This window comes from Aliiglaciecola sp. (assembly GCF_039982535.1).
Classification (GTDB): Bacteria; Pseudomonadota; Gammaproteobacteria; order Enterobacterales; family Alteromonadaceae; genus Aliiglaciecola.
The window spans coordinates 17,078-44,049 of sequence record NZ_JBDWYG010000010.1 but is presented as its reverse complement, the minus strand read 5'-3'; the positions used below and the strand labels follow the sequence as shown (position 1 = coordinate 44,049).

Sequence of the window (26,972 nt, the reverse complement as noted above, 5' to 3'; positions counted from 1 at the left end):
TATGTCATTTAATTGGAAAATGAGTTCGCAAGAAGTATTTAGTCAGGGACCCGTAGTACCTGTTTTAGTTATCAAAAACATTGAACATGCGGTGCCTGTAGCAAACGCGTTAATCAAAGGTGGCATTCGTGTTCTTGAAGTGACGTTGCGTACAGAAATCGCTCTTGATGTGATTAAAAAAATTGCAGAAGAAGTACCTGAAGCAATTATCGGTGCTGGTACTGTGACTAATGAAAAACAGCTTAAACAAGTTGAAGAAGCTGGCGCAATTTTCGCTATCAGCCCAGGGTTAACTACCAGTTTATTAGAAGCGGGTAAACGTTCATCTATTTCGCTTATTCCAGGTGTGGCTTCTATCTCTGAGTTGATGACAGGTTTAGATATCGGTTACACGCACTTTAAATTCTTCCCTGCAGAAGCATCTGGTGGCATAAAAGCATTAAAATCAATTGGTGGTCCTTTCCCTCATATTACATTTTGTCCTACTGGCGGAATTGGTCCTAATAACTACCTTGATTATTTATCACTGCCTAATGTTCAATGTGCCGGTGGTTCTTGGTTAGTGCCTGACGATGCTGTAGAAGCGGGTGATTGGGATCGCATTACTGAGCTTGCCAAAGCGGCAGTAGAGGGCGCTAAAACACTAGCTTAATATGTACAACGTTGTAATTTAAAACAAAAAGCTTGTAGTGATTACAAGCTTTTTTTGTTTGAAGTAATAAACCCGTAAATAGCGTTAACTGCTAATAAATGGAGTTACTGCGTATTATTCTTAGGCGTTTTCAAACACTGTAGGATTAAGCTTTAAACGTCTTTGAATAACGTTCAATCTGACGCCCAACATAATAGCTGCGCTTGTTAACCCACAAATAAATCCAATCCAAAAACCTGAGGCTCCTAAGGCTGGCACAATATAATCGGTTAATGCCAAAAGAATACCGGTAGGTAGGCCAACTCCCCAGTAAGCAAAAAAGCAGATAATAAACATCGCAGTGGTGTCTTTGTAGCCTCGCAATGCGCCAGCTGAGATTGCTTGCACAGAATCGGAAAGTTGAAACATGGCTGCCAATGTCATTAAAGTCATGGCCAACTCAATTACCTGTCTATTTTCAGTGTACAGCATTGATATTTGTTCTTTAGCGACAATCGTTAGCAATGCGGTGAAACAGGCAATAAAAAGCCCTAACAAAATGGCTGTTTTTGTAGCCAGTGCGGCACCCACTTGATCTTGTTTACCCCAAAAATGACCTACACGTATGGTGGTGGCCATACCTAAACTTAATGGGAACATAAACATTGTGGCTGAAAAATTAAGGGCAATTTGATGGGAAGCCACCGTTAGTGGCCCAAGGGGCGATAAAAGTAAGGCCACTACACCAAAAAGGGTCACTTCAAAAAGTAAAGTCAGCGCTATGGGAAGTCCCAATTTTAAGGTAATGTAAATCTGTTGGATATCAGGTTTAGACCAGCCGTGAAATAAGTTGCTATTGATGCGTTTGGAAAAGTGAATATAGCAAGCTGTACCAACAAACATGGTAAAAAATACTAAACTTGTGGCCAAGCCACATCCCACGCCACCCATAGCTGGCATTCCCAGTTTTCCGTATATAAATATATAGTTGGCTGGAATATTGATAATTAAACCTAATCCCATAATGATCATCGTCGGTTTAGTGAACGACAATCCTTCACAATAGTTGCGTAATATTTGATATCCAGCAAAGGCAGGGGCGGATATAACGATATATTTCATGTATTCAACAGTGATATTGCGTAAGTTGTCTTCTATATCCATGAAAGAAAACCAATACTCAAGATAAAACACACTGAGAGTGATACAAAGTGACACTGGAATAATCAAAAAGGTAGCTTGATGAACTTTATAGGCCGCTTTTTCTGTTTTCCCCGCACCGTGCAATTTAGCCACTATTGGCGGAATAGCCATGGCTAGGCCTTGGACAAAGCACAAAATGGGGATGGTAATACTAAATCCTATGGCTACCGCTGCCATGTCCGTTGCTGAGTAGCGTCCTGCCATAATAGTGTCTGATACGCCCATCAGTGTTTGCGTAATTTGCGCGATAAGAAGTGGCCAGGTAAGACTTACGAGTTGTTTTAATTCAATTTTTAAATTAGTCAAAATAATTCAATCTTAGTTTTTGCACCTTTGGGTAGGTTGGTTTGCTCTTTTTCAAGGAGGATATAACAATTTGCATTGGCAATAGACGACATGATCCCGGAACCTTGACTACCGTTAGGTTTAACCCAGTATTCCCCGTGTTCGTCCTGATACGCGATGCCTCTTTGAAAATCAGCCCGCCCAGCTCGTTTATAAATAGGTTCAGCGCAAGTCGCGTTAATGGTATGCACTGCAAGTGGAGTGCGACCCATTAATTTATGCAGTAGCGGTGTCACTAATTTCTGGAAAGTGACATAAGAAGACACTGGGTTACCGGGTAACCCGCAAAAGCTCGCGTTATTAATGGTTCCAAAAGCAAAAGGTTTTCCGGGCTTAATGGCCACTTTCCAAAAATTAATCTGCCCAATTTTGGCTAATACCTGTTTTACGTAATCGGCATCTCCAACGGATACACCCCCACAGGATAATATGAGATCTGCATTTTCGCTTGCATCTAAAAGAACATCTGCAATTTTATCCGGATCATCCTCCACTATGCCGTAATGTCGAATTTCAACATTTAGTTGCTGCAATAACCCTTGCAGCGCAAATCGGTTACTTTCATATATTTGACCATTTTCTAATTCTTTCCCCGGCGGAACTAGCTCATCTCCAGTGACTACTATAGCTACTTTGGGGCGACGAATTACCCATACTGTGGGCTCGCCAATTGAGGCTAACAATGCCATGTGGGCTGGCGTTAGCTTTTCTCCAGAGGCAATAACTTGCTGGCCTAATTGGATATCTTCACCGGCCAAACGAACACTGTTACCCGCTTTCGATGCTTGATTCAACACAATGTTATTTTCGTTGATTTGCACGTTTTCCTGCATCATAACCGTATTCGTGCCGGGGGGAAGGATCGCGCCTGTGGTTATTCTCACGCAATGTCCTGCTTTTACTTCCTCATTAAACGGATTTCCGGCCAGAGCTTGTCCTTGAATTATTAGTTTTGTATCAGCAGGCAGTTCTTGGTTAACGTGAAATGCAAACCCATCCATCGCTGAATTATTTTTAGGAGGCACTTGTAGTTTCGCAAAAATAGCTTCAGCGGTAATTCGGTTTAATGCATCAAGCACCGAAATGGATTCGCGCTCAAGTAAAGCATCGCATTGCTGAAGCATTTCAGAAAGTGCGTTATCAATTGGCATTAAAGTCGGTTTGCTAGAGTCACGATTTTTCATTCAAATTAACACTAAGAAAAGAACTAAAAGAGGGCGATAATATAGCGTGATTTTTGTGGGTTACCAAATCAAAATAGATAAAAGATGAGTTATAATTGCCTTACTAAAAAGGTAGTTAGCAATAAAGAGCTTGATAACTACCTATTAGACTAAATTAATATTTCTCGACGCTGTATCCTTTAGCTTGCAGCAATTTAAGCACACTTTGATCACCGGCTAAATGCAATGCGCCAACTAAAATTAACTCTTTTTGTTGATTACCAAAAAACTGTTCAATCTTAGGGATCCAGTTTTTATTGCGTTGAACCAGTAATTGATCATATATATCAGGATAATCACGGGCCATTTCATCAATCCCTAATTCAGCTAGTTTTTGCAAATCCCCAGCACGCCAGGCTTCTATCAGTTTGGGCATCATTTCTTTAATATTGGCCACATCTTTTAATCCATAGGCGATCATAGCGTCTTCTTCACCTTTACCCATGTCTGCTAGCATTGCCATTTGCTCTTCTGGTTGCTCAAACCAATCAATCTGTTTTTGGTCGCCAATTCCTTTAGCTGAATAATAGGCATCGACACCGGCGCTGCTTACGCCCATCATTTGCAACTCAATCATGGATAAGGTTACAGATAAAAAGCTGGGTTTTAAGTTTGAAAATTGTTGTACGGAAAGGTTTCGTTCTTGCAAATGAACTTCTAGGGCTTTGTAGGTTTTTTCAGATAGGAAATCTTTAATGGTTTTGCCATCTTGAAGTAAGATATATTGCAATGATTGTTGCTGAAATTCAGGACTGTTCATTTTGCTAATATCTGATTCAAATACTAGGGTATTGGAGGCCTCATAGGCTTTTTCAAACTTTTCAGGAAGGGGATAATCCTTTTCACTTAACACATGAATTGTGCCACCGATGATAACGTGATCATTGCCTTTGCTGACTTTCCAAAGTGGGGATGCCAGCGCATAACAAGTTTGAAAAATCATCAAAATTGCTACTAATAATATTTTGTACATGCCGTAAATTCCTTGATGAATGACTAAATTATTTGTTTTAGGTCGAAGAGGGTACTTTAAGATTAACCACTACAAAGCAAATACAGTTGTTTTATTGACCTTAATGCTCAATAAAGCAACTAGATTAGGTAAACAAGTGTTATGGATTGTATTGATAACATATTTTAAAAATTAAAAATATGTCTAAATAGGATACTTTAGGTAAATTATTTTCACTCAAGGTATTACAGAAAATGGCAACACACTAATTAATAGTAATGCTGCCATAGTTGGCGATGGGCGTTGTAACTTTTAGTTATCTGCTAATTCGCTAGGGGTCAGATAACCGTCTTTATTGATATCTAATTTTGCAAAAACTGCAGACAATGCAGGATCACTTGCTGCTTCTTCTACGCTTATGCGTCCATCGGCGTTTGCATCTAAAATTGATATTTTGTCTACTTGAGCATAAACGGCACTACTTGCTAAAACGAATGCGCTGATAAGAATTGTTTTTTTCATTTTTAAATCTCCACTTAATTAATAATTTAGCGTTTTAGATTAATTACAGGCGTTAACTGCATCGCCTATTAACAAAACAACAATATTATTTGTTGTATAAGTGGGGTATTACACTTACCGTGCCAAATTTAATTTATGGTTTTAAAACAATTGCTTATGAGGTTTTTGGTGAGCGGTTAATTGAATGCTGTTAAAGAATTTTGTAAATGCTATGTTAAGGTGTGTGTGTTAAGCCACATTTATTTTTGGGGTAATTAATTTATCAAATAAATCATAAAGATAAGGTGGAGCCAAAAAGTAACGGCGCTCATTTACAGCATGGTTAACAAAACGACAACCACCTATCTTTCAATAATTTTACATACTACGAGTATTGCTGATCCAAACCGTTTGATAGGGGGTTAATACGAAATCAGAGTGATCTAAAATGATTTCATTACCAGTAATTAAGTCCCACCAGCAGTCTGTGCCAATTAAGTTGATATCTGACATAACTACCGTTTGATCTGTATCTGTGATGTTACTGATACAGAATATACTTTGTCGTCTATCAATACTTTGACGCCAGAAACCAAATAGTTTTGCCCCCAACTGCAAGGTAAATTGTGTTGCGTTAGGATGGAAAGCTTTTTGGTGAATGCGTATAGACAACAGGTGATTCATTCGCTTAAGTGCAATGGCATGTTGACTATCTTTATCATTCAGTTGGTCTTCTAGTTCTGACATATCCCAGCGTTTACGATTAATGGAGCGATTCTGACTGGTATTGGTTACCCGTTCATAATCATTTCCGGTCGCCAGTAAGCTATGTACGTACAAGCCTGGTATACCTTCTAAAGCAAACATAATTTCATGGGCACAGATAAATCTTTCCATGCCTAAATTATCCGGCCCTTTGGTTGTGCCTTTTAAGGCATCAAATAACGCGATATTTATTTCGTAGGGTTTTTGTTTGCCACCAGGGAGGGTACGCCAAGACACCATACCGCCAAAACTTTGCATGGTGTTAACAAGAGTATTAATCTCTTTTTCATCCAACAAACCCTCTGCTGGACGCAGACCAATGCCGTCATGGGAAGCAATGAAGTTAAAATAGGTTGTCCCGTTTTGTGCTGGCGGCATACTCATTAGCCAGTTCTTTAAATAACTACAGTCACCGGTTACTAAGGTGTTCACCAATAACGGTGGCAATGAAAAGTTATATACCGCATGGGCTTCGTTAGCATTACCAAAATAAGTTAGGTTTTCACGGTTAGGAATGTTGGTTTCAGTAATAATAATGCAATCGTTTTGTGCATACTCAATCAATGTACGCAGTAAGCGAATAACTTCATGGGTCTTTTCTAGGTTAATACAGGTGGTTCCTGATTTTTTCCAAAGAAAAGCAACGGCATCTAATCTGAAAATCCGCACGCCGTGATCCAAATATTGTCGAATAATCTCAACAAATGCACCTAAAACCTTGGGATTCTGAAAGTCAAAATCCACTTGGTCATGACTAAATGTACACCAAACTTTTTTAATGCCATTCTCAGTTTTGGTTTCCCGCAACAGTTCAGATGTGCGGGGCCTCACGACGTTTGATGTGTCATAGTCATCATCAACGGTAAAGAAAAAATCACTACCAGGTCCTTCACCTTTAATAAAGTTATCGAACCATGCACTGCGCGAAGAACAATGGTTAATAACCAAATCCGACATTAATCGGTAGTTGGTTGAAATTGACTTAACGTCTAGCCAATTTCCCAAAGATTCATTTACGCTCGAATAATCAATTACCGCAAATCCATCATCTGAACTATATGGAAAGAACGGCAGTATGTGCACCGAATTAATGGTGTCTTTCACATGATTGTTTAAAAACTGATGCAAGGTTACCAATGGGGTTTGCATCTCTGACTCTATGCTATCCCCATATGTAATTAATATAATGTCTTCTTCGCTCCAATGGTTTTGATGAGGCACGGGTATTTGTCTATCACATACCTCATCTAATCGCATTGTGGTGATAAGCGATTTTGCTATTTCCTCGCTACTTTGAGGAATATCAACCCCTTGATAAATTACGTCTAAGTGATGTTGTATTTTTTCACACAGCCACGTATAAGCTTCAGACATTGATGTTTCCCCTTACTATTAATATCGAAACTCTTCGTAATCCAATTCAACGGCATCTTTGATGCGGTCTAGTATATCTGGTACAGCACTTATGACTCGGTTCCAGCTAGGTATAAAGGGAGTTTCCATTGGGTTTTCCAAGAAACTTTGACCCGCTTTCATAATATTTTGAGCAAACATTTCTACTGCTTTTTCTTCTCTATGAATGTCCAACTCCAGTCCATTCATAACCGCATCATTATGATAGGTTTCCACAAAATCCAATGCGATTCGGAAATAGGTGGCTTTTAATGTGCGGAATGACTCATTGGTGAAGGTAAAGCCTTGTGTCGCAAGTTTACGAAACAGTGCTTTGGTAATGTCGATAGACATTTTAGACAATCCACCTTGATCATTGTGAAGAGAAAGATCTTGGTGTTTATGATCATAGGTTTCTGCAATGTCTACTTGGCACAAACGGTTGTGAGAGTAGTTACGGTGCATCTCTGATAACACACCGATTTCTAATCCCCAATCACTAGGAATGCGAATATCATTTAATACATCACGTCTGAATGAAAATTCACCCGCTAATGGATATCTAAAACTATCCATAAACTCTAAGTATTCGTTGTTACCTACGGTGCGTTTTAATGCGCGCAATAATGGAGTTACTAATAATCGAGATACTCGACCATTGATTTTTCCATCTGCCACACGGGCGTAATAGCCTTTACAAAACTCGTAATTAAATTGTGGGTGAGCAACCGGATAAATCAATTTTGCCAGAAGACTGCGATCGTAGGTTAAGATGTCACAGTCATGCAATGCAATAGATTCTGCACGGCCTGTAGCTAGAATATACCCCATGCAATACCACACGTTACGGCCTTTGCCCATTTCTTTTGGAGCAAGACCTAAATCAGCTAACTCTTTGTCGATAGCTTTTAAACGCGGACCATCATTCCATAAAATACGATGATGCTGTGGTAGTTTGTCAAAAAACTTAATGGCGTGTTGATATTGTTCTTTTGACGCTCTATCTAAACCAATAACAATTTCGCTTAAATACGGCACTTTGCATATGTTATTGATAATTTCTGGCATCGCTTCGCCCTCAAGCTCGGAAAACAAGCTTGGTAAAAGCAGGCCTAATGGACGCTTTTTGGAAAAGGCTAACAGTTCAGATTCCATTTCATCAATGGGGCGTTTAGATAGTTGGTGTAAAGTTGTGGTTATTCCGTTTTGGTAAAAATCAGCCATTTTCTGGCTCCTTTAACGTTAAATTTAATATTTGTTGAAGACATTCAGTCCAACCCTCAGGTCCTTCGAGTTGGCTATCAAACACATTTTCTGTGCGTTGTAGTTGAGGATAGTCGTTAACGGGAGATTTTATGCGTACTGCTATATCGGCGGCATCAAGCATGGCCGCATCATTTTGGCCATCACCTAATGCAATGGAAACCCAATTGATATCCGGGTATTGTCTTTGCAACTCGCCTACAAACCAATTAAGTGCGGCACCTTTATCCGTTTCTCCAGATATATGGATAAAGCGTCCACCTATGAGGGTTTTTGCGCCGAGTTGTTGCACACAGTTGATAAACTTTTTCTTTTGTTCTTCGTTCCCCAGCCATAATACCGGTTCACCGTACAATCTATTTGCAGCACGTTTAGCTTGTTCTGGTTCCAACCCTGTGGCATCACAAATTTCTGCAAGGGTCATTTTAGAAAAGTGGGTAAATTGACCTGCAAAGTCATTTTCAATTTTGTTTAAAAGACTTAACCAATAGCTTTTTTTCGAGGTGAAATTCCGAACCCAGTTTTTACCCACCCATTGAGTATTTGCGGGTTTTTTCTTGAAGAAACCATGAGGAATATGAATAGCAGCACCATTTTCGACAATAAAGGGGCCTTCAATGCCCAATTGGTCAGTTAATTCCTGCATTTCATCGTAGGTTTTGCTGGTATTTGGAATAACTGGAATGCTATTTTTTTTCAAGAAAGAAAGCATCTTTTGAGCGGCTTCGTGACTGTAAGAGTGATGATCCAGTAAGGTGCCATCCATATCGGTAAAAATGACAAACTGGTCGCTCATTTTACCCCCTTTACGTTAATAATTTTTCGGTGTTTATCTAATTCAAATACCACATCACAAGAGTCTTTAAGGGTAGCTAAACTCTGCTCTGTTAATCTTTGATAATGCTGAATAAATCGTTTGATTTCGTTTGCTGACATAATCCCACTTTTAGCTTCTGAGTCAGAAGCAGTTGCCAATTTTTGAATAAGCTTTTGCTCTTGTTGAAGTCGCCAGTCGAAAACACACTCAAAAGAAGGTGCTTTAAGCATTATCCAAAAATCCATTAATTGATATAAATTTTGATATTCTGTTTGTAATTGTTGATTGACGTAAGTACGCCAAGCACCGTCACTGTCTTCTTCAGACTCCAATGTATTTATTGGTGTGCTGAGTTGCTCATTAGTTTGCGCAGTAACACCCCAGCACCATCCTTCCATTAAAATAATATCTACTGGCTGTTCGATAACCGGCCATTCTTCTTTAGGGAAGGGATCATCCGTTGCCTTATTAAACCTTGGAATCGGAAAGCCAGTTTGTTGTTGTTTTAAACTGAGTAAAACCTGATTCAATAGTTTCGTATCATGGGTACCTGGCACGCCACGAGTTGCTAATAGCGGGTGTATGCTATGGGCTAATTCTTGGCGATAGGCTTTTGAAAAATAAAAGTCATCTAATGAAAGGTTTATAACTTTTAATTGTTTTACCTCAGTCAAATAGGTGAGTAAAAGCTCGGTGAGAGTCGATTTTCCGGAACCTTGGCATCCATTTACACCGATGAAGATCGGTCTTTTTGCACTCTCGTGGTGCAATTTTAGTTTTTCAGCTAAAGGGATGAACCATGTTAGCGCAACATCGCTAAAGTTCGTATCGAGTTGGTGTTTTTCGATAAAGGCTTCAACTAGCCTTTTAGATTCTGGAGTTACCTTCAAAATTGGCCTTTATAGAGTAAATAATTAACTGGAATATTTATAATCATCAAATAGAACTTACAACAAACGTGCCAATATAGTGCTAACTTTAGTTATCAAATAAAGCAAATTATCGTTTTGATAGCAAGTATTGTCTTGCATGGTTAACAAACATAAACCATTTGCGTTGCACCTCCATAGTGAGGTTAAATGACGTTATCATCAATGCTATACTCTTATGGAGTAACAACTTAATATCCTAAGCGATATTACTAATTAGCAAATGGTACTTAAAATGAAACTCCGAGCCTCTGTTACTAAGTATTGCAGATAGATATTAAGGTTTTTTAAAGGTGAATTTAAACCTCTTCGATGAAAACCTTAATAAACAATATAAGTAATTTTGGCCGCAACTATTATGGGTTGCCAGGGTAAATTGGGAAACTAGTTTGCCTCCCGCTACATGTACAACAATTTGGTTGTTCATGACTTTGGAAAGGTGTTTAACGTGTTAAAAGATAAATTTGGGCGCCGCTTCCATTACTTGCGGTTGTCCGTCACAGATGTATGTAACTTCAGTTGCGACTATTGCCTACCTGATGGTTATCAATGCGACTCCGATCGTAATTTTTTAGGTTTGTCTGAAATTCGCCAAATTTGTGCGGGTTTTGCAGACTTAGGAACCAAAAAAATTAGGATAACAGGGGGAGAGCCCTCGTTACGTAAAGATCTGCCACAGATTATTCAAATTGCGGCCTCAACCACTGGCGTAGAACAGGTAGCCATTACCACCAACGGCTATCGTTTAGAACAGCAAGTAGACTCTTGGGTAGATGCTGGTCTCAATTTATTGAATGTCAGTATTGATAGCCTTGATCCCCGTATGTTTGAAAGTATTACCGGTCACGATAAACTGGAAACCATCTTGTCAGGTATTAAACGTGGCTTAGAACGTGGATTGAAGGTTAAAGTTAATGGCGTTTTAATGCGTCAATACAATGGTAATGAACTCGGTGCCTTTTTATCCTGGTTAAAACATACGCCGATTACCTTTCGACTGATCGAATTGATGGAAACAGGCGATAATAAAGACTTCTTTAAGCTCAACCATTTGTCCGGTGAGCCAATTAAACAGTATTTGCTTGAAAATGGTTGGAGTCCTGTTATTCAAAATAATACCGCAGGCCCTGCACAAGAATTTTGGCATCCAGATTATCAAGGTAAAATTGGCCTTATCATGCCTTACAGTAAAGATTTTTGCGCCACTTGTAATCGCCTAAGGATCAGTGCCACCGGTAAATTACACCTGTGTTTATTTGCTGATAAAGGCTTAGATATTCGACCTTATTTACAACAAACAGATACCCTAGAGTTGCAACAACAATTACAGCAATTGTTAGGGGATAAAGACGCTACTCATTGGCTAGATCAAGGTTTTACCGGTGCCACTAAACATTTGGCGATGTTAGGCGGTTAACCATGAGCGCTGACAGTTCAATTAAAAACACTTTAGGGTTAATTTTAGCGGGCGGGCGTTCTAGTCGAATGGGAGTAGATAAGTCCACTTTAAGCTTGTCTGGTGAGTCATTTTTGCAACTTGCAATCAAACGTTTTGAGTCCATTGGCATCCATAATTATGTGGTTAGCTCTAATAGCCTAGAAGGTGCTATGGCAGACAGGTTATTTGATAAAGGACCTTTGGCTGCTTTAGACGCGCTATTAAATCTTCCCCAATCTAGGCTAAATAATGTTGATGGTGTTTTAGTTGTGCCTATTGATATGCCACTGTTTCCTGCTGCTAGTTTAAAGCAACTCGCTTTACAAGGAGCAGAGCGTCACTTTGCGTGCTACTTCCGATCCCATCCCATGCCGTTTTTTATTCAGTTGGATGCCCAGTTTGCGGCAACACTAAAACAACAAATTGAGTCTGATGATAGATCGATTTTTTCATTGCTTAAAAAACTCAGCGCAGTAGAAATTAATTATAATAAAGGGCAAATAGCCAAAGATGCTTTTTACAATGTAAATACCCCAGAGCAAATGCAAAAAGTGGAACAAATGAATCAATGTTAGGGGTGTTTAGTTCAGTTTTTTGGAGGGCAAATGCCTGCAATCAAGCAATTTAAATCACTTAATATCGCAGTGTTAACTGTGTCAGATACGCGGGATGAAGAAACCGATACATCGGGACGCTATTTGGTTGAAGCGGCAACATCTGCTGGCCATCAGGTAGTGGAAAAGCGAATTTGTAAAGATGATAAATACCAACTTCGCAGTATCGTATCCAATTGGATTTTAGCTAAAAATATCCACGTAGTCATTACCACCGGGGGAACAGGTTTTACTCCCAGGGATATGACTCCAGAGTCATTAGAAGTGTTATTTGATAAACATATCGAGGGATTTGGCGAACTATTTCGTCATATTTCCTATGAGCAAATTGGTACCTCTACGGTGCAATCTCGTGCGCTGGGTGGCATGGCCAATGGCACCGCTATATTTTGTTTGCCGGGTTCAACGGGGGCGTGTAAAACTGGCTGGCAAGACATTCTATTAGAGCAACTAGATAGTCGTCATAAGCCCTGTAATTTTGTTGTGCATTTGAAAAACCTTGATGTCGACCAATGTGAAAGCAGGGGATAATTGTGCAATCAAATAAATCACCAGATAAATCAGACAGTCATCAAACAACACAAAAACACTTAAGTCATATTGATCAAAACGGTCAAGCGAATATGGTGGATGTTACCGAGAAAGCCGTTACCCAGCGAATCGCAACTGCGTCGGGCTTTGTACAGATGCAAGCGGATACCTTAAATATGATTGCCAATGGGCAACATGCCAAAGGTGATGTTTTCGCAGTTGCTCGTATTGCCGGTATTCAGGGTGCAAAAAAGTGTGCTGATTTAATCCCTCTTTGTCACCCATTGATGTTATCTAAAGTCCAAGTGGATTTTACTGTTGATTCATCATTAAACCGCGTAAATATTCGCGCAACCTGCAAGTTAGCAGGGCAAACAGGGGTAGAGATGGAAGCGTTGACGGCAGTTTCTGTGGCTGCACTGACCCTGTTTGATATGTGTAAAGCCGTGGATCCTCATATGCTCATTGGCGATATAAAAGTCGAGGAAAAAAGTGGCGGCAAGACTGGGGATTGGCATCGTTCGGATAATCAAAAAGGTTAAACATCTTTCATGAAAATATTGTTTTTTGGTCAACTTAGGGAACAACTCGGTGTCGCAGAGCTTTGCTTAGATGAACGTCCTAAAACCGTTCATGCTTTGCGGGAACTGCTAGCCGCTAAGGGCGAAATTTGGCAACAATCTTTGTCATCTAAACAGGTGTTGGTCGCTGTGAATCAAACGATTTGTGACTTTGATACGGCAATTGAGGCTAACGACGAAATAGCGTTTTTTCCTCCGGTCACAGGTGGTTGATAATGGTTGAATCAACACCGTTAATCACTATTTTGGTTCAGCAGTCTGATTTTGAGCACGGGGAAGAGTATCAACGCCTCAAAAATCACGATACCCAATATGGCGCAATAGTTACCTTCACAGGGCTAGTTCGAGACACGAATTTAGGCGAAAGTGTTAGCGGATTATTTCTTGAACATTATCCCGGCATGACAGAAAAGGTGCTTGATGACTTGGCTAAACAAGCCTCACAAAAGTGGTCACTGGGGGCGATAACCATTATTCACCGAATAGGGATGTTAGATATTAATCAACAAATTGTGTTTGTTGGGGTAAGCTCACAACATCGCAGCGAGGCTTTTGAAGCCTGCCAATTTTTAATGGATTTTTTAAAAACCCAAGCCCCTTTTTGGAAAAAGGAAGTAAGGGAAGGTAGTGAGCATTGGATTGAGAAAAGACAATCAGATGAACTCGCTGCGCAAAAATGGACTAAATGAACTCACTACCAGATTAATTCCTTATAAATTTTCCGCAAACTTCTTAAAAATCACTCACTCCTATAAGTTAGATTAATAGATGTACTTAAGTGGCGTTTATAAACTTAGGTGGTTAGCCTATTTTTTCTCAAAAAATATCTGTCAAAATAGAAATTTTTCTAATTTCATTAACAACTTAGCTTGCCAAGCTAGAAAAATACTATCAACATGGAATCATTGAGCAGCATTGTTTGTTCTATTAAGTGATTTGTTATTAAAAATAAAGAAAAAGGAACCTTTAATGAATAATCTAGTTACGGATTTACCCAGCAAGTTTTCTATTTACCGCAAAGGGGTGGTTACCAGCGTTGCACTCGCGCTTTCTTCCACTTGTATGGCACAACAATCACCAGCAGCAGAGACCGAAGAGCAAGAAGAGTATGAAGTCGTTGTTGTTACTGCTCAAAAAAGAACTCAACAATTATCCGAAGTCCCCATCGCTATATCATCTTTTAGTGCGGCGAGTATCGACCAAACCGGCATCACTCAATTAACAGAGTTAGCCGATTTCATTCCAAACCTGTCGATTACTCGAACCACAGATTTCACCTCGGCTATCACTATCCGTGGGGTAGGAGCAAATAGCCGTAATATTGGTTTTGATACCCGCGTAGGGGTTTATTTAGATGGTGTTTACCTTGGTCAGTCCCCAGCGCTAAACCAAGAACTTTTGGATTTAGAACGCGTGGAAGTATTGCGTGGTCCACAAGGTACACTGTTTGGCAAAAATACCGTAGCCGGTGCAATTAACCTTATTTCGAAAAAACCATCTGACGAGCTAGAAGGAAAGTTTAGTGCGTCTATTGGTAATTTGGGGGCAAGGGAAATTCAAGGACAGATTAATCTGCCAGTTTCAGACACCAGTGCCGCAAAATTCTCAGTCACTAAGTTAGACAGAGATGGTTACATTAAAAACTTAACCACGGGTAATGATTTAAATGAACGTGATGCATTAGCTTATCGTGGACAGTTCCGCTCACAATTATCTGATAAATTAGAATTAAATTTCAGTGTTGATGGCCTCAATACGGAACGTTTGTCCTTTTTAGGGGAAGCGATATCAGATACATTCAGTAGTACACTGGATGCCGCTGCACCGGAAAAAGACGAAGTAGCCACTTCCATCGATACCTATGAAAAACGCGATATAGTTGGTGGCTCATTGGATCTGTCTTATCAAATGGATAGTGGTTACGATATAAAATCTATTACTGCATATCGAGATACGGACATTTTTTACCGTAATGACTCAGATTATTCAGTAGTCGATTTTCTGGTCATAGAATATTCAGATCAATACGAACAATGGTCTCAAGAGTTCCAAATTATATCTCCTCAGGATGAGTCAGCGTTTGATTACGTAGCTGGCCTGTATTTATATCGTCAGGATGCCGAAACACGACGTGATGCAATCAATGGCGCTCAGTCATTCTTGTTAGGAAATGTGCCAGGTTCAGTTGTAACTAACACCGGTTTTGTTACAACGGATAGCTACGCGGCTTATTTTAACGGTGGTTATGACCTATCAGAGGACAGTTCTTTGGCATTAGGGCTGCGCTACACCACTGAAGAAAAAGATCTAGACTGGTTATTAGATGGTTCTGCTTCAGGAATTTTTGGCATTGGCAGCACCGATGGTCAGCTTATCGATTCGCGCAGTGATAACTATATTTCTTATGCATTGAGTTTTAATCATTCATTTAATAAATCATTAAATGGTTACGCTAAATATTCGACTGGTTTCAAAAGTGGTGGTTATAACCTCGATTTCATCACCAATGCTGACTTAGCCGCAGGAATTCAATTCGATAAAGAAACTGTGGGCAGCGCAGAGTTGGGCTTGAAAGGTAATTTTTATCGTAATAGCTTAATTTTAAATTTTGCAGCATTTAATTCTGAGTTTAAAAACTATCAGGTTAATCAATTCATTGACTTAGGTAATGGAGCTTCATCAATTTCAATTCGTAATGCAGCCAAGGCGACGAGTAAAGGTATTGAACTTGAAATGACCTATAGACCTATTAGTAACTTAGAAATACAAGCGAGCATGGGGTTGTTAGATACCGAGTTTGATAGCTTCCCAGGAGGCTTAACTGGTGGTGGCAATGCCGAAGGAAAAGACCTTATTAATGCTCCAGACAGTAACTTCTCATTAGGTGCGCAATATATCACCGAAATTAGCGCAATTAATGCTGACTTAACCTTACGTTTAGATGTGACTCACAGTAGTGGCTTCTTTACTACAGTTGATAATGTTGAAACTGCGACACTGGCGGATGGCACTGTGGTCGATTTTGGTCATGTAGATAGCATCACTCTAGTTAACGCGCGTATCGGTTTACTCGGTACTAATAATGGTTGGGAAGCCTACCTTTGGGGACGTAACCTAGCTGATGTGCGTGATCCTATCGATAATCGCAAAGACTTTTTTGGCACTGTTACTACAAATTATCAAGAGCCTCGCACTTATGGCGTAGAAGTGGTTTACAGCTTCTAAGGAGAATAATATGCGCGCACTTTTAATTTGTTTTTCATTGATATGCTTTTCTTCTGTAGCCCAGGAGAAAAGGCAACCACCACCATTACCTGATTTTCCAGATTATCCGGCAATTACTGAGGTGAGTGGAGATACGGTTGGTGATGTTTATTTTTCTTCGGTTACACCTGGAGATTATAAGTGGTTGGTTTTACCGGAACAGCAGCTTGAGGCAACCACTGTTCACGGACGATTGTTTTTACCTAAAGGGGCTAGTGCCGAAAACCCGGTGCCAGCAATGGTCATCCTGCACGGTAGCGGCGGTATTCTGCCTAGCCGTGAAATAGCCTATGGTCAATGGATGGCGGATCACGGTATTGCAGGTTTAGTGGTTAATTCCTATGGCGCTAGGGGCGTAACGGAAGAGACGCCTTATGGTCTAAGAGTGGCCGTTGTAAGTGATGCTGATGAGGTTGCCGATGCGTATAGCGCGTTAAATTTCCTCAATCAACATCCTGCTATTAAACCTCAAAAAATCGGTTTAATGGGATTCTCTTATGGTGGTATGGCTACGCGTGCCGCCTTAGATAATCGTATTTATCATAATATGGCTGCCGAAGTTCCTCCATTTGCATTGCATTTAGATTATTACGGTCCTTGTCATTTTGATCTGCAAACGGTTAAAACCACTGGCGCGCCCTTATTTAGCTTGCGCGGTGCAGAAGATAAGTCCAATGACTTAGAAGCATGCGCACGTATTGAAAATAAATTGCGTGGTGCAGGTTCTGCCATCGGCAGTACGATTTTTCCTAGTGCAGGACATGGTTGGGAAATGGCGACACCTAGACAATTTGTGCCCACCTTAAATCCTGCGCCTTGCCAACAAGTGTTATTAGACAATGGAGATTGGCAAATAAATGGAAAAACCATAGAAGTTCCTTCACAGCTTAATCGTGAACAAAAATACCACTTTAGATTGCGTATATTGGGTGCGATGCAACAAACCTGTATGTCAGAAGGCTATATTATGGGACAAGATAAACAAACCCATGGGTTTTCTAATTTATTGCTTTCCCAATACACCAGTAACTATTTGTTGAAATAGCACAAAACAAAAGGAGTACGTATGAGATATATAGCTACTGTTTTGGGAATATTGTTATGTTTTGCCAATAGTAATGTTTATGCACAATCTAGCAGCATTAAAAGGCTGAGTTCTGAGGAGTTTAAACAATTAAACTTGCCATTTTCGCAAGCTGTAGAGGCTAACGGCATCTTATATTTATCCGGCGAGTTGGGGGTGATCCCTGGACAACTGAAACTGGTGGAAGGCGGTGTGGTTGCAGAAACTCACCAAGCCTTAAAAAATATTAAAGCGACCCTAGAGCGTTTTGGTTCCAGCATGGACAAAGTGATTAAATGCACGCTGTTTCTTGCGGATATTAACGAATGGGGAGAGGTGAACAAAGTTTATGTGCAATACTTTAACGAGTCACTACCTGCGCGAAGTGCCGTTGCTGGCAGCGGCCTAGGATTAGGTGGTCGAGTTGAAATTGAGTGTATGGCCTTAGCAGCAGACGCTTGAGCTAATAAAGCGAGAGCTAACCAATAGTCATTTTAGTTCGGTTAGCTCTCGTGTTATTCTCCGCCGCACTTCAACTTAGCAGATCCTAAAATAATGATAGAAAGAATTGAAACCAGCGCCAGAATGAGTCGAATTGTTAAACATAATGGTACCATTTACCTGTGTGGACAAGTCTGTAAAGACGCTGAAAAAGATATTACCGTACAAACGACTACTATGCTGGAAAAAGTCGACGAGCTTTTACAAAAAGCAGGTAGTGACAAACACCACCTTCTCTCGGCAACTATTTACGTTAAAGACATGAGCTACTTCGCCGCTATGAACGCAGTGTGGGATGCATGGGTGCCTGAAGGGCACGCTCCAGCAAGAGCTTGTGTGGCGGCTAAAATGGCTCGTGAAGCACTATTAGTGGAAATTTCAGTGGTGGCAGCAGAGATAAGCTAACCGTCTATTTAACCAGCCCCAAATTCACCGTATTTGCTACACTCTAGTGCTATCTTGGATTAAAAATTAGTGAACCATGAAAGATTGTAATCAATGTGGGAAGTGCTGTATTAAGTACGGTGGTGGGGACCTGAGTGCTTCTAAAGAAGAAATAGATATGTGGGAGTTATTTAACCCTGAAATTTTTGATTTTGTGAAACATAATCAAATATGGTTTGATCCAAAGTCAGGTGTCAGATTAAAAACCTGTCCATTTTTAGAAGTTGAACCCCAACAAAATCCACTTTCCCCTAAAAAATACATTTGCAGCATCTATGAAAATAGACCAGAAGATTGCCGTCATTATCCCAGCCTTATTTCTGAAATGATCAGGGATGAATGTGAAATGATTGAAATAAAGGATGTAACGGATCAAAAAAGTGCCCAAAAAGCCCTTGATATATTAATGAAAGATAGTCGCCCCTCAGACTATTCTTAAATTTAATATACTAAAGGCCTCGTTAACCACCCCTATAGTGGTTAACCTAGTAGATACTACTTAGCACACATTATTAAATTGTTGCGGTTAGCACGGCACGGATAGGGGCAGGGTAACCTTCAATGGTTTTAGTGTGATCATCTGGGTCTAGAAAGTCCGCTAATGACTGACTATCCATCCATTCTGTTTTACGCTGTTCTTGCAAACTTGTAGGGCCAACATCAACCACTTTGACATCTTTAAAACCAACCCGCTCTAACCACACCGTTAGGGCTTTAGTACTGGGTAAAAACCACACATTCCGCATTTGTGCGTAGCGCTCACCGGCCATTAGAACCGTGTGTTCATCACCTTCAACCACTAAGGTTTCAAGGACCAGTTGTCCACCCGGTCGAAGCTGTTGTTTAAGCTGTTGTAAAAAATCAATGGGGCTACGTCTGTGGTATAACACGCCCATAGAGAAAACAGTATCAAAGGCCTTTAAGTTTGGCAGTTGCTCAACGCCAATGGGCAACAAATGAATGTTGGGGTTTGGAACAAAATGCTTGATAGTTTGGAATTGCATTAGAAACAATTGGGTTGGATCTATGCCTACTACAAATTTTGCATCCTCTCCTAACATCCGCCACATATGGTATCCACTACCACAACCGATATCTAAAACGGTTCGGTCTTTTAATGGCTCGATATGCGGTAAAACACGATCCCATTTCCAATCTGAACGCCATTCCGTATCAATGAAAATATCATGGATATAAAACGGCCCTTTGCGCCAAGGTTTAAATTGTTTCAATAAACCTGTTATTTGCCGCTTAGTATATTCATCAATATCCTCTGCAGTACCAATTTTAACTGCAGATTTTAAATTGATTGTAGAAACCTCAGTTTTAGGCAGTTTGCTCAGCAGTTTTTGCCATTTTGCATAATCACCGTGTAACTGTTGCTTTTCCCATGCTGAAATTTGACCCGGGAGGACATCAAGCCACTCGCTTAATGGCGATTGAGCAATGAGACTATAAAATTCTTTAAACCATTGATGAGCCATTTTTATTTAACCACCAACATTGAAGTAAAGTTGAAACAACAAAACCACATTACGAAATTTTTAAAACCAGCTTTATCTAATCTGGTTTTATGTGTTTCTAATGAGTCGATTAACATCACGTTTTCAATGGCTGAACGTTTTTGGCTAATTTCCAATTCGCTGTATCCATTATTTCGTTTAAATTCATGGTGCAGATCTATTACCAGCTCATTGGCCAAACAGTTTTCATGGCGAATTTTTTCTGACAACACCAGCACACCACCAGGTTTCATACCCGAATAGATTTTTTCAATCAGCATATCCCGCTGAGGTGGGGGAATGAACTGCATGGTGAAATTAAGCACAACCACAGAGGCATTTTCGATTTCAATATCAAGAATGTCATTACAATACACCTTGGTTGGAATATCTGATTTGAAGGCGTTTAAATGCAACAAACATTTATCTACCATCGCCTGGGAGTTATCAACGGCAATAATCTCACAATTGGGCTGCTTAACGCTGCGACGCATGGCTAAACTTGCCGCACCTAAGGAGCAACCTAAATCGTACAGGTTGCTGTCTTGCTGGGCAAAACGATTGGCAATTAAGCCGATATTATCAATTATCGTACTATAACCCGGCACAGAGCGTTGGATCATGTCTGGAAATACTTGGGCAACTGCCTCGTCAAAACAAAAGTCGTTAACTTTAGACTTAGGTTGCGAGTATATCGCGTCTTTTTGGTTCATCGTTTTTAACTCACAAACACGATTAAAGAAAAATTTTGGCAATTCTACCTGTGGCGATCAGTGTTAGCAAATTAAGCTCAAACGGTTGAAATTATGAATACAAGTTTAAAAACTTAGTTTAAACTTGAGTAAATATAGACTAAAGTCTAAGACAGCTTTTGACGATAAATTAATAAATACGATAAAAGGGAAGTTTCATGCCTAAATTTCTAATAGCGGACGATCATCCGTTATTCAGAGAAGCATTAAAAGGTGCTTTGAGTCCATTATATAAAGAAGTGGCATTTGTTGAATCAGATGCACTCCAAACAACATTAGATTCAATAGAAACTTGTGCCGATATAGATATTATCTTGCTTGATTTAAGCATGCCGGGTTGTGAGAATTTTTACGGTGTTATTCGGGTGTGTGGCGATTTCCCAGATGTCCCAGTCATTGTTATTTCTGCTAGCGATCATCCTAAGGTGATTTCTCAAGCCATCGGTTATGGTGCCAAAGGATTTGTTTCAAAATCTGCCGCCATTTCATCCATTGCAGAAGCAATAGATACGGTGCTAAATGGCGGGACTTGGGTGCCCGAGGAATTAAAAAGCCAAATCGATAGCATTTCAAGTGAACAGCAAGAAATTGCTTTAAAAGTGGCTGAGTTAACCCCTAAGCAGTTTCAGGTATTGAACTATTTGCAAGAAGGTTTGCTAAACAAACAAATTGCTTATGATATGGACGTTACTGAAGCAACAGTTAAAGCGCATACTAGTGCAATATTTAAAAAACTAAAGGTTAATACAAGAACCCAAGCTGTATTGTTAGTTGAAAAATTGCAGTCAAATATCTAAATATTACGTAAATTCGAAGATAGGTCATTTTTCAAGGTCAATACGATGATAGATTACACGCTTCCATTAGTAGATTTACATCGTCACTTAGACGGAAATATTCAACCCCATGTTATTTGGGAGCTTGCGCAAAAACATCATATAGCCTTACCAGCCAAGTCCTTGCAAGATGTTGAGCAACTTACGCAAATTCACGATAAAACCAGTGATTTACTGGCGTTTTTAACCAAACTTGATGTGGGTGTTTCGGTATTAGCTGATTACGACGCTTGTTATAAAGTAGCCTATGAAAATATGCGAGACGCTAAAAATAGCCGTCTAGATTACGTAGAGCTGCGCTTTTCGCCATATTATATGGCGCAATCCCATGATTTAAATATGACTGATTTGATTGCTGCTGTTATCGATGGGGTCAGAGCCGGTGAAAAAGATTTTAAGGTAAAAGCGAACTTAATTGGTATTTTAAGTCGCACCTTTGGTGCCGATGTGTGTATGCAAGAGCTTAACGCATTACTCAACTATCAAGATGAGATTGTCGGCTTAGATCTAGCTGGCGATGAGTTGGGTTACCCCGCGGAGCTATTCACCGATCACTTTGTTAAAGCCAGGGATGCAGACTGGCATATTACCGTACATGCCGGAGAAGCCGATGGTCCACAAAGCATTTGGAATGCGATTTATAAACTAGGCGCTAGCCGCATAGGACATGGTGTTACAGCGGTTCAAGATGAAAAGTTGTTGGCATACATGGTTGATAATAAAATAGCGATTGAGTCCTGCCCAACCTCGAATTATCAAACGGCAACGGTAAAAAACCTAAAAAAACACCCTTTGGCGACTTTTTTACAACACCAAGTGTTAGTTACCTTGAACACTGATGATCCTGCAGTCTCTAATATTGATATTGCCCATGAGTATAAAGTGGCTAACGAGGTACTAGGTATTTCAGAGCAGCAACTAAAAACTATTCAGCTTAATGGCGTTAAAGCTGCGTTTTTAAGTGCAGACGACAAAAAAGCGCTAATTGACAGCAAAGCACAGTTAGCCCAAACCCTCTAAACAAGACGCTGATTCGGATCCCTTAACTTAGGCCTTTAAACGTAAAAAGACATCTTAACTGCACTTCAGCATTATTTTTTAAACAAGTTTATGTGCCAACTAGTGAAATAATAGACGATTAATGTCAGTAGGTTAAATGCGAGTTGATTATGAGAGCAGGGATTTGATTAACAATAATTTTTATCCTGCCATAAGGTTTTTTTTATGCTCAATTATTCTCGCTTTTATGGGGTTAGTAACCAGTGGCTGTGTGTCCCAACCCAAAGTGTATATCTACGCCAAGTATTTAGATAACCAACAAACCCTCGACCTTGACCAAGCCTTATCTTTGCAGGATTTTGAGGTCGAATTTAACCAATTCGATTTTCCCACCACAATTACTGAAAATACCATTTTGTATTCATTGTTATTGGATGATGCGCAAACCTTAATACGGGCAGAAAACACATTTGATGCTCTTGGTATACCTGTTGTTAATGTTCAAGGCTTAACCAAAGGCAACCATTGGTACACAAAAAACTCCCTTGCTATATTTATCTTTCCTAAAGAAAAAAATGCCCAAACAGGAGTGTTTAAACAAGACTTGGCGCATACCTATCAACTAGAGATGAGTGATGGCTGTGAAGTAAAAGTTGAATTGGAATTGAAACCAAATGGCAAGTACCGTTTTATTATTGATAACCCTGGGGCGGAAATTCAAACCTATCTAAACGGGGATTGGTTATATCGGCAATATCCTTATCTAGAACTGCGCCCAGAAAATGAGCCATATAGTTCGGCCTATTTTGAAATTTCTAAGGTATTGGAGCAAGATCAAATAAGCAAAATAGACTTTACCCAATTAACCGTAATCGAATCGAAAGTTGTGCCTATAGGTTGTGTGTTAAAACACGGCTCTCGCTATTAAATGAAGCTCAGGGGGCTATTTACTGATAACCCCTTAGTTAACCAACTAGCAAATTGCGCAATACTCAGGTTCAATATCAGACAAAAAAAATCCCACTTTAAAAGTGGGATTTTTAATTTGTTAAAAGGGCTTAGGTTTTAAGCTAACTTGCCTTAGCACGGCTTTTTCGCTTAGGTTTGAGTAAGGTTTTATCTGCCATTAACTCTTCTGGAGCAAAGTCGTCAACGTTAATGGTATCTAATCTACCTTGTTCTGCTCGAGCCATTAATTCTGACTCTTCTTCAGTCAAAACACCAAGCTCTAAGCCTTTTTTACCCACTTCATCTAACTGGGTGAAAGGGAAGCGTTGTTCGGCAGCTTTGCAGACTTTATCGTAAAGGGGCTCAGCGGCCAAAATGTCATCTAAAATTTGCTCCAATGTACCCATAGGGTTACCTTCGTCGCGTCCTAGATATTGTCCTTCACCTAAACGATTACGAGTTTCCCCTGGCGTTTGCAGCAAGGTGGCGATTTTATGATCGAGTTCATCGCCAGGTTTGGTGAAGCTTTTACCAAACGGCATAATGACAGCCCTTAGGAAGTAGCCTAGTGCTTTATTTGGGAAGTTATGCAATAACTCATCAATAGCGGTTTCCAACGAATATAGGCAATCCTGCATCGCACGATGGACCAGTACAAGATCATCTTTTTGGCGGCCTTGGTCATCGTATTTTTTAAGAGTAGCAGAGCCTAAATAAAGGTAACTTAAAATGTCACCCAAGCGAGCAGAAAGTCTTTCTTTGCGTTTCAACTCACCACCAAGCACACCCATTGCCACATCAGATAGCAATGCCATATTGGCACTATAACGCTTCATCGCTTTGTAGTATGTACTGGTTTCATCGTCGAAAGGGGAGTCCGCAGTAATTGCACACGTCAGTGAATACCATCCACTTCTAAAGAAGTTGCTCATTGCAAAACCAATGTGACCAAATACCGCTTGGTCAAATTCTGCTAGGGCCTCATTTTCATCTTCTTTGCCTGCTGCGTACATTTCTTTCAATACAAATGGGTGGCAACGTATCGCACCTTGACCATAAATCATCATATTACGGGTTAAGATGTTTGCACCTTCAACGGTAATTGAAATTGGTGTGCCTTGATAAGCTCTACCTAAATAATTATTTGGACCGAGCATTATGCCTTTACCGCCATGCACATCCATGGCGTCGTTAACCACTGAGCGTATTTTTTCTGTTAGGTGATATTTACAGATAGCTGAGATAACCGAAGGTTTCTCACCTAAATCCACACCTTTGGTGGATAGACTGGTAACAGCGTCCATCATGTAAGCGTTAGAGCCAATACGGCCTAACATTTCTTCAATACCTTCCATTTTACCCACAGGCATTTTAAATTGACGACGAATGCGAGCATAAGCGCCTGTGGCGAGGGCCATTGTTTTAGTGCCACCGGCTGCGGTTGAGGGCAGGGTAATACAGCGTCCTACCGACAAACATTCAACCAGCATACGCCAGCCTTGACCAGCCATTTCAGCACCACCAATAATGTAATCCAGTGGAACAAAGATATCGGTTCCTTTTAACGGGCCATTTTGGAAAGGCACATTTAAAGGGAAGTGACGGTTTCCAATCTCCAAACCTTTAGTATCACGTGGAATTAACGCGCAAGTAATACCTAAATCTGCTTCACCACCTAACAAACCCTCAGGGTCAGTCATTTTAAAGGCTAAACCAATCACAGTGGCAACAGGTGCTAGGGTAATGTAGCGTTTATCAAAGGTCAGTTTCATACCAATGATCTCTTCACCTTCCCACGTACCTTTGCAGACAACACCAGTATCTGGAATTGCACCTGCATCTGAACCGGCTTCTCTACCTGTTAAAGCAAAACAAGGGATTTCTTCACCCGTTGCCAAGCGCGGTAAGTAATGATCTTGTTGTTCTGTAGTGCCATAGTGTTGCAGCAATTCACCTGGACCTAATGAGTTGGGAACACCCACTGTTGTTGCTAAAACTGCGTTACATCCAGATAATTTTTGTAAAACTCTTGATTGTGCGTAAGCTGAAAATTCTAAGCCGCCATATTTCTTTTTAATGATCATGGCAAAGAATTTATTATCTTTCAGAAATTGCCAAGTTTCAGGCGATAAGTCAGCACGAGTATGATGCACTTCCCAGTCATCCACCATGCGACAGGCTTCTTCTACAGGCCCATCTAGAAATGCCTGTTCTTCAGGGCTTAACACTGCTTTTGGAATGGCATGCAATTTCTGCCAATCAGGGTTACCACTGAAAATTTCACCGTCCCACCAAACTGTACCAGCATCGATGGCTTCTTTTTCAGTTGTCGACATTTCCGGCATAATTTTACGATACATATCTAGCATTGGCTGGGTCATGTATTGTTTTCTTACGGACTCCATATTCAATGGAATCGCAATCGCTAAAAACACTAACCAAGTAAAGAAACCTACATACCCAAATGTCGTCCCAAGTAGTAATACTAGGCCAACGATTACACAGGCGTTTAATAATTTCAGTCTGAGAAAACTGACAACGCCTACCGCACCAATTACGGTGACTAACCACAATATAATATTCATTCAAAAGACCTTTTTCTGACTAAGAAGTAAAAATATGCCTGTTTTTGACGGAGATCAAATGCATTCATCTTATAGCTAATTATAAGCATGGCTATATTAGCGCTGTTTTCAAGCCTAAATTGCTATTTAGATGTTTTCTTTGAGCGAGATCTAACATTTTAAAAATAGTTAAATTAATACAAATTATTATTACGCTATTTTGAGTAAATTGGATGTTAGTTAGTTGATGAACCTGAGGAGAATGCGGAAAGTTGTATATCGCCTTGCTCCTCTCCATCCTTAAACTGTTTCAATCTGACTAATTGATAGTTAAGTGATGGGGCAAACCACGCATAGGTTTCACGGGTAGAGTTGGGACGAACTATTTTAACTTTAACACCTTCTAACATGCCGTAGGGAAGAGACAATTGTTCAGTAGACATGACCACTAAGTTATATTGTCTTAACTCTCCTCGATAGTTTAAAAGGTTGTACTGTAGGTCTTTTTTACCTTCAGCCAGTTGTAACTGGATGTCCAAACGATAAAGTTGGTTGTCGAACTCATTTTTCCAATGCAAGCTCGACTCGTTATTTATTTTGATAGCATTTTTTTGGCGATCAAATTGCGCGACTAAGCTTTTGTCTGAACCAAAACCTGTGCGCTCATAATTATATTTAAAAGGAACAATTTTGTCGTTAGTATAGCTAAACAAACTCACTTCACTGCGTTTATCTGATAAAAAGAACATGGATACTTTAGATTGATAAGATAAACGAAAGCGTTCACGACCAAGGGATTCAAGTTTTAGCTCAGCTGTTCCCAGCTCCTTGCCATAACGAAACGCTTTGTAATGGGCATCGAACTCAGTTAATTCAGCAGCGTGCAAGCTCACACCAAGGTTGAGGCAGAATAA

27 protein-coding genes and 1 riboswitch are annotated in these 26,972 nt (G+C 40.1%); of the genes, 15 read left to right on the top strand and 12 right to left on the bottom strand.

Going from position 1 to position 26,972, the window contains the following annotated elements; all coding sequences use genetic code 11:
• Window position 1 precedes the first annotated feature (1 nt).
• Window positions 2–652: a bifunctional 4-hydroxy-2-oxoglutarate aldolase/2-dehydro-3-deoxy-phosphogluconate aldolase gene (locus ABJV04_RS01920; RefSeq protein WP_348489420.1), complete on the top strand. Its 651-nt coding sequence runs from the start codon at window positions 2–4 to the stop codon at window positions 650–652.
• Window positions 653–772: 120 nt separating this feature from the next.
• Here the strand turns inward: ABJV04_RS01920 and ABJV04_RS01915 are convergent, their stop codons facing one another.
• The 8 genes from ABJV04_RS01915 to ABJV04_RS01880 form a co-directional block, all read right to left on the bottom strand.
• Window positions 773–2,140, bottom strand: coding sequence for an MATE family efflux transporter (locus ABJV04_RS01915; RefSeq protein WP_348489419.1), 1,368 nt, complete (start codon window positions 2,138–2,140; stop codon window positions 773–775).
• Window positions 2,137–3,363 (bottom strand): gephyrin-like molybdotransferase Glp, encoded by a 1,227-nt coding sequence (gene glp / locus ABJV04_RS01910; protein WP_348489418.1) that lies wholly within the window; start codon window positions 3,361–3,363, stop codon window positions 2,137–2,139. The genes ABJV04_RS01915 and glp overlap by 4 nt, the downstream gene beginning before the upstream one ends.
• A 154-nt stretch (window positions 3,364–3,517) precedes the next feature.
• Complete coding sequence (locus ABJV04_RS01905) at window positions 3,518–4,375, bottom strand: TraB/GumN family protein (protein WP_348489417.1); 858 nt, start codon at window positions 4,373–4,375, stop codon at window positions 3,518–3,520.
• Window positions 4,376–4,666: 291 nt separating this feature from the next.
• Window positions 4,667–4,876: a hypothetical protein gene (locus ABJV04_RS01900; RefSeq protein ID WP_348489416.1), complete on the bottom strand. Its 210-nt coding sequence runs from the start codon at window positions 4,874–4,876 to the stop codon at window positions 4,667–4,669.
• A 357-nt stretch (window positions 4,877–5,233) separates the two neighbouring features.
• Complete coding sequence (locus ABJV04_RS01895; RefSeq protein ID WP_348489415.1) at window positions 5,234–6,994, bottom strand: sugar phosphorylase; 1,761 nt, start codon at window positions 6,992–6,994, stop codon at window positions 5,234–5,236.
• An 18-nt stretch (window positions 6,995–7,012) separates the two neighbouring features.
• Window positions 7,013–8,236: a glycosyl transferase gene (locus ABJV04_RS01890; protein ID WP_348489414.1), complete on the bottom strand. Its 1,224-nt coding sequence runs from the start codon at window positions 8,234–8,236 to the stop codon at window positions 7,013–7,015.
• On the bottom strand, window positions 8,229–9,071 hold the full coding sequence (locus ABJV04_RS01885) for an HAD-IIB family hydrolase (RefSeq protein ID WP_348489413.1): 843 nt from the start codon (window positions 9,069–9,071) through the stop codon (window positions 8,229–8,231). Before ABJV04_RS01885 ends, ABJV04_RS01890 begins: the two co-directional genes overlap by 8 nt.
• Entirely contained in the window at window positions 9,068–9,982 is a 915-nt protein-coding gene (locus ABJV04_RS01880) for a kinase (protein WP_348489412.1), read from the bottom strand. Before ABJV04_RS01880 ends, ABJV04_RS01885 begins: the two co-directional genes overlap by 4 nt.
• A 268-nt stretch (window positions 9,983–10,250) precedes the next feature.
• A riboswitch (molybdenum cofactor riboswitch) is annotated at window positions 10,251–10,479 on the top strand.
• On the opposite strand from ABJV04_RS01880, the gene moaA reads away from it, so the two are divergent.
• From moaA to ABJV04_RS01825, 11 genes are all read left to right on the top strand, one after another.
• Window positions 10,470–11,438, top strand: a complete 969-nt coding sequence (moaA, locus tag ABJV04_RS01875) for a GTP 3',8-cyclase MoaA (protein ID WP_348489411.1) — start codon at window positions 10,470–10,472, stop codon at window positions 11,436–11,438. It overlaps the preceding riboswitch by 10 nt.
• 2 nt (window positions 11,439–11,440) lie before the next feature.
• Window positions 11,441–12,034 carry a molybdenum cofactor guanylyltransferase gene (locus tag ABJV04_RS01870; protein ID WP_348489410.1) on the top strand — a complete coding sequence of 198 codons (594 nt, stop codon included), beginning with the start codon at window positions 11,441–11,443 and terminating at the stop codon, window positions 12,032–12,034.
• Between the two features lie 30 nt (window positions 12,035–12,064).
• Entirely contained in the window at window positions 12,065–12,604 is a 540-nt protein-coding gene (gene moaB / locus ABJV04_RS01865; protein ID WP_348489409.1) for a molybdenum cofactor biosynthesis protein B, read from the top strand.
• A 2-nt stretch (window positions 12,605–12,606) separates the two neighbouring features.
• Window positions 12,607–13,146 carry a cyclic pyranopterin monophosphate synthase MoaC gene (gene moaC, locus ABJV04_RS01860; RefSeq protein WP_348489408.1) on the top strand — a complete coding sequence of 180 codons (540 nt, stop codon included), beginning with the start codon at window positions 12,607–12,609 and terminating at the stop codon, window positions 13,144–13,146.
• 9 nt (window positions 13,147–13,155) lie between these two features.
• Complete coding sequence (moaD, locus tag ABJV04_RS01855) at window positions 13,156–13,398, top strand: molybdopterin converting factor subunit 1 (protein ID WP_348489407.1); 243 nt, start codon at window positions 13,156–13,158, stop codon at window positions 13,396–13,398.
• Window positions 13,399–13,400: 2 nt separating this feature from the next.
• The gene (moaE, locus tag ABJV04_RS01850) at window positions 13,401–13,874 is read left to right on the top strand and encodes a molybdopterin synthase catalytic subunit MoaE (RefSeq protein WP_348489406.1); all 474 of its coding nucleotides are present in this window, start codon (window positions 13,401–13,403) and stop codon (window positions 13,872–13,874) included.
• Between the two features lie 280 nt (window positions 13,875–14,154).
• Window positions 14,155–16,410 carry a TonB-dependent receptor gene (locus ABJV04_RS01845; RefSeq protein ID WP_348489405.1) on the top strand — a complete coding sequence of 752 codons (2,256 nt, stop codon included), beginning with the start codon at window positions 14,155–14,157 and terminating at the stop codon, window positions 16,408–16,410.
• Between the two features lie 10 nt (window positions 16,411–16,420).
• Window positions 16,421–17,494: a dienelactone hydrolase family protein gene (locus ABJV04_RS01840; RefSeq protein ID WP_348489404.1), complete on the top strand. Its 1,074-nt coding sequence runs from the start codon at window positions 16,421–16,423 to the stop codon at window positions 17,492–17,494.
• A 21-nt stretch (window positions 17,495–17,515) separates the two neighbouring features.
• Window positions 17,516–17,974: a Rid family detoxifying hydrolase gene (locus ABJV04_RS01835; RefSeq protein WP_348489403.1), complete on the top strand. Its 459-nt coding sequence runs from the start codon at window positions 17,516–17,518 to the stop codon at window positions 17,972–17,974.
• 90 nt (window positions 17,975–18,064) lie between these two features.
• Window positions 18,065–18,418, top strand: coding sequence for a RidA family protein (locus ABJV04_RS01830; protein WP_348489451.1), 354 nt, complete (start codon window positions 18,065–18,067; stop codon window positions 18,416–18,418).
• Between the two features lie 76 nt (window positions 18,419–18,494).
• Window positions 18,495–18,896 carry a YkgJ family cysteine cluster protein gene (locus ABJV04_RS01825; RefSeq protein WP_348489402.1) on the top strand — a complete coding sequence of 134 codons (402 nt, stop codon included), beginning with the start codon at window positions 18,495–18,497 and terminating at the stop codon, window positions 18,894–18,896.
• 73 nt (window positions 18,897–18,969) lie between these two features.
• Here ABJV04_RS01825 and cmoB read toward each other — a convergent pair whose 3' ends face one another.
• Window positions 18,970–19,941 carry a tRNA 5-methoxyuridine(34)/uridine 5-oxyacetic acid(34) synthase CmoB gene (gene cmoB / locus ABJV04_RS01820; protein ID WP_348489401.1) on the bottom strand — a complete coding sequence of 324 codons (972 nt, stop codon included), beginning with the start codon at window positions 19,939–19,941 and terminating at the stop codon, window positions 18,970–18,972.
• Between the two features lie 2 nt (window positions 19,942–19,943).
• Window positions 19,944–20,672, bottom strand: coding sequence for a carboxy-S-adenosyl-L-methionine synthase CmoA (gene cmoA, locus ABJV04_RS01815; RefSeq protein ID WP_348489400.1), 729 nt, complete (start codon window positions 20,670–20,672; stop codon window positions 19,944–19,946).
• A 197-nt stretch (window positions 20,673–20,869) separates the two neighbouring features.
• Between cmoA and ABJV04_RS01810 the strand changes: the two genes are divergently transcribed.
• From ABJV04_RS01810 to ABJV04_RS01800, 3 genes are all read left to right on the top strand, one after another.
• Complete coding sequence (locus tag ABJV04_RS01810; RefSeq protein ID WP_348489399.1) at window positions 20,870–21,508, top strand: response regulator transcription factor; 639 nt, start codon at window positions 20,870–20,872, stop codon at window positions 21,506–21,508.
• A 45-nt stretch (window positions 21,509–21,553) separates the two neighbouring features.
• Complete coding sequence (gene add, locus ABJV04_RS01805) at window positions 21,554–22,567, top strand: adenosine deaminase (protein WP_348489398.1); 1,014 nt, start codon at window positions 21,554–21,556, stop codon at window positions 22,565–22,567.
• Window positions 22,568–22,817: 250 nt separating this feature from the next.
• Entirely contained in the window at window positions 22,818–23,474 is a 657-nt protein-coding gene (locus ABJV04_RS01800; RefSeq protein ID WP_348489397.1) for a hypothetical protein, read from the top strand.
• Window positions 23,475–23,616: 142 nt separating this feature from the next.
• Here ABJV04_RS01800 and fadE read toward each other — a convergent pair whose 3' ends face one another.
• The gene (gene fadE, locus ABJV04_RS01795) at window positions 23,617–26,079 is read right to left on the bottom strand and encodes an acyl-CoA dehydrogenase FadE (protein ID WP_348489396.1); all 2,463 of its coding nucleotides are present in this window, start codon (window positions 26,077–26,079) and stop codon (window positions 23,617–23,619) included.
• A 215-nt stretch (window positions 26,080–26,294) separates the two neighbouring features.
• Window positions 26,295–26,951, bottom strand: a complete 657-nt coding sequence (locus ABJV04_RS01790) for a DUF3108 domain-containing protein (RefSeq protein ID WP_348489450.1) — start codon at window positions 26,949–26,951, stop codon at window positions 26,295–26,297.
• Window positions 26,952–26,972 lie beyond the last annotated feature (21 nt).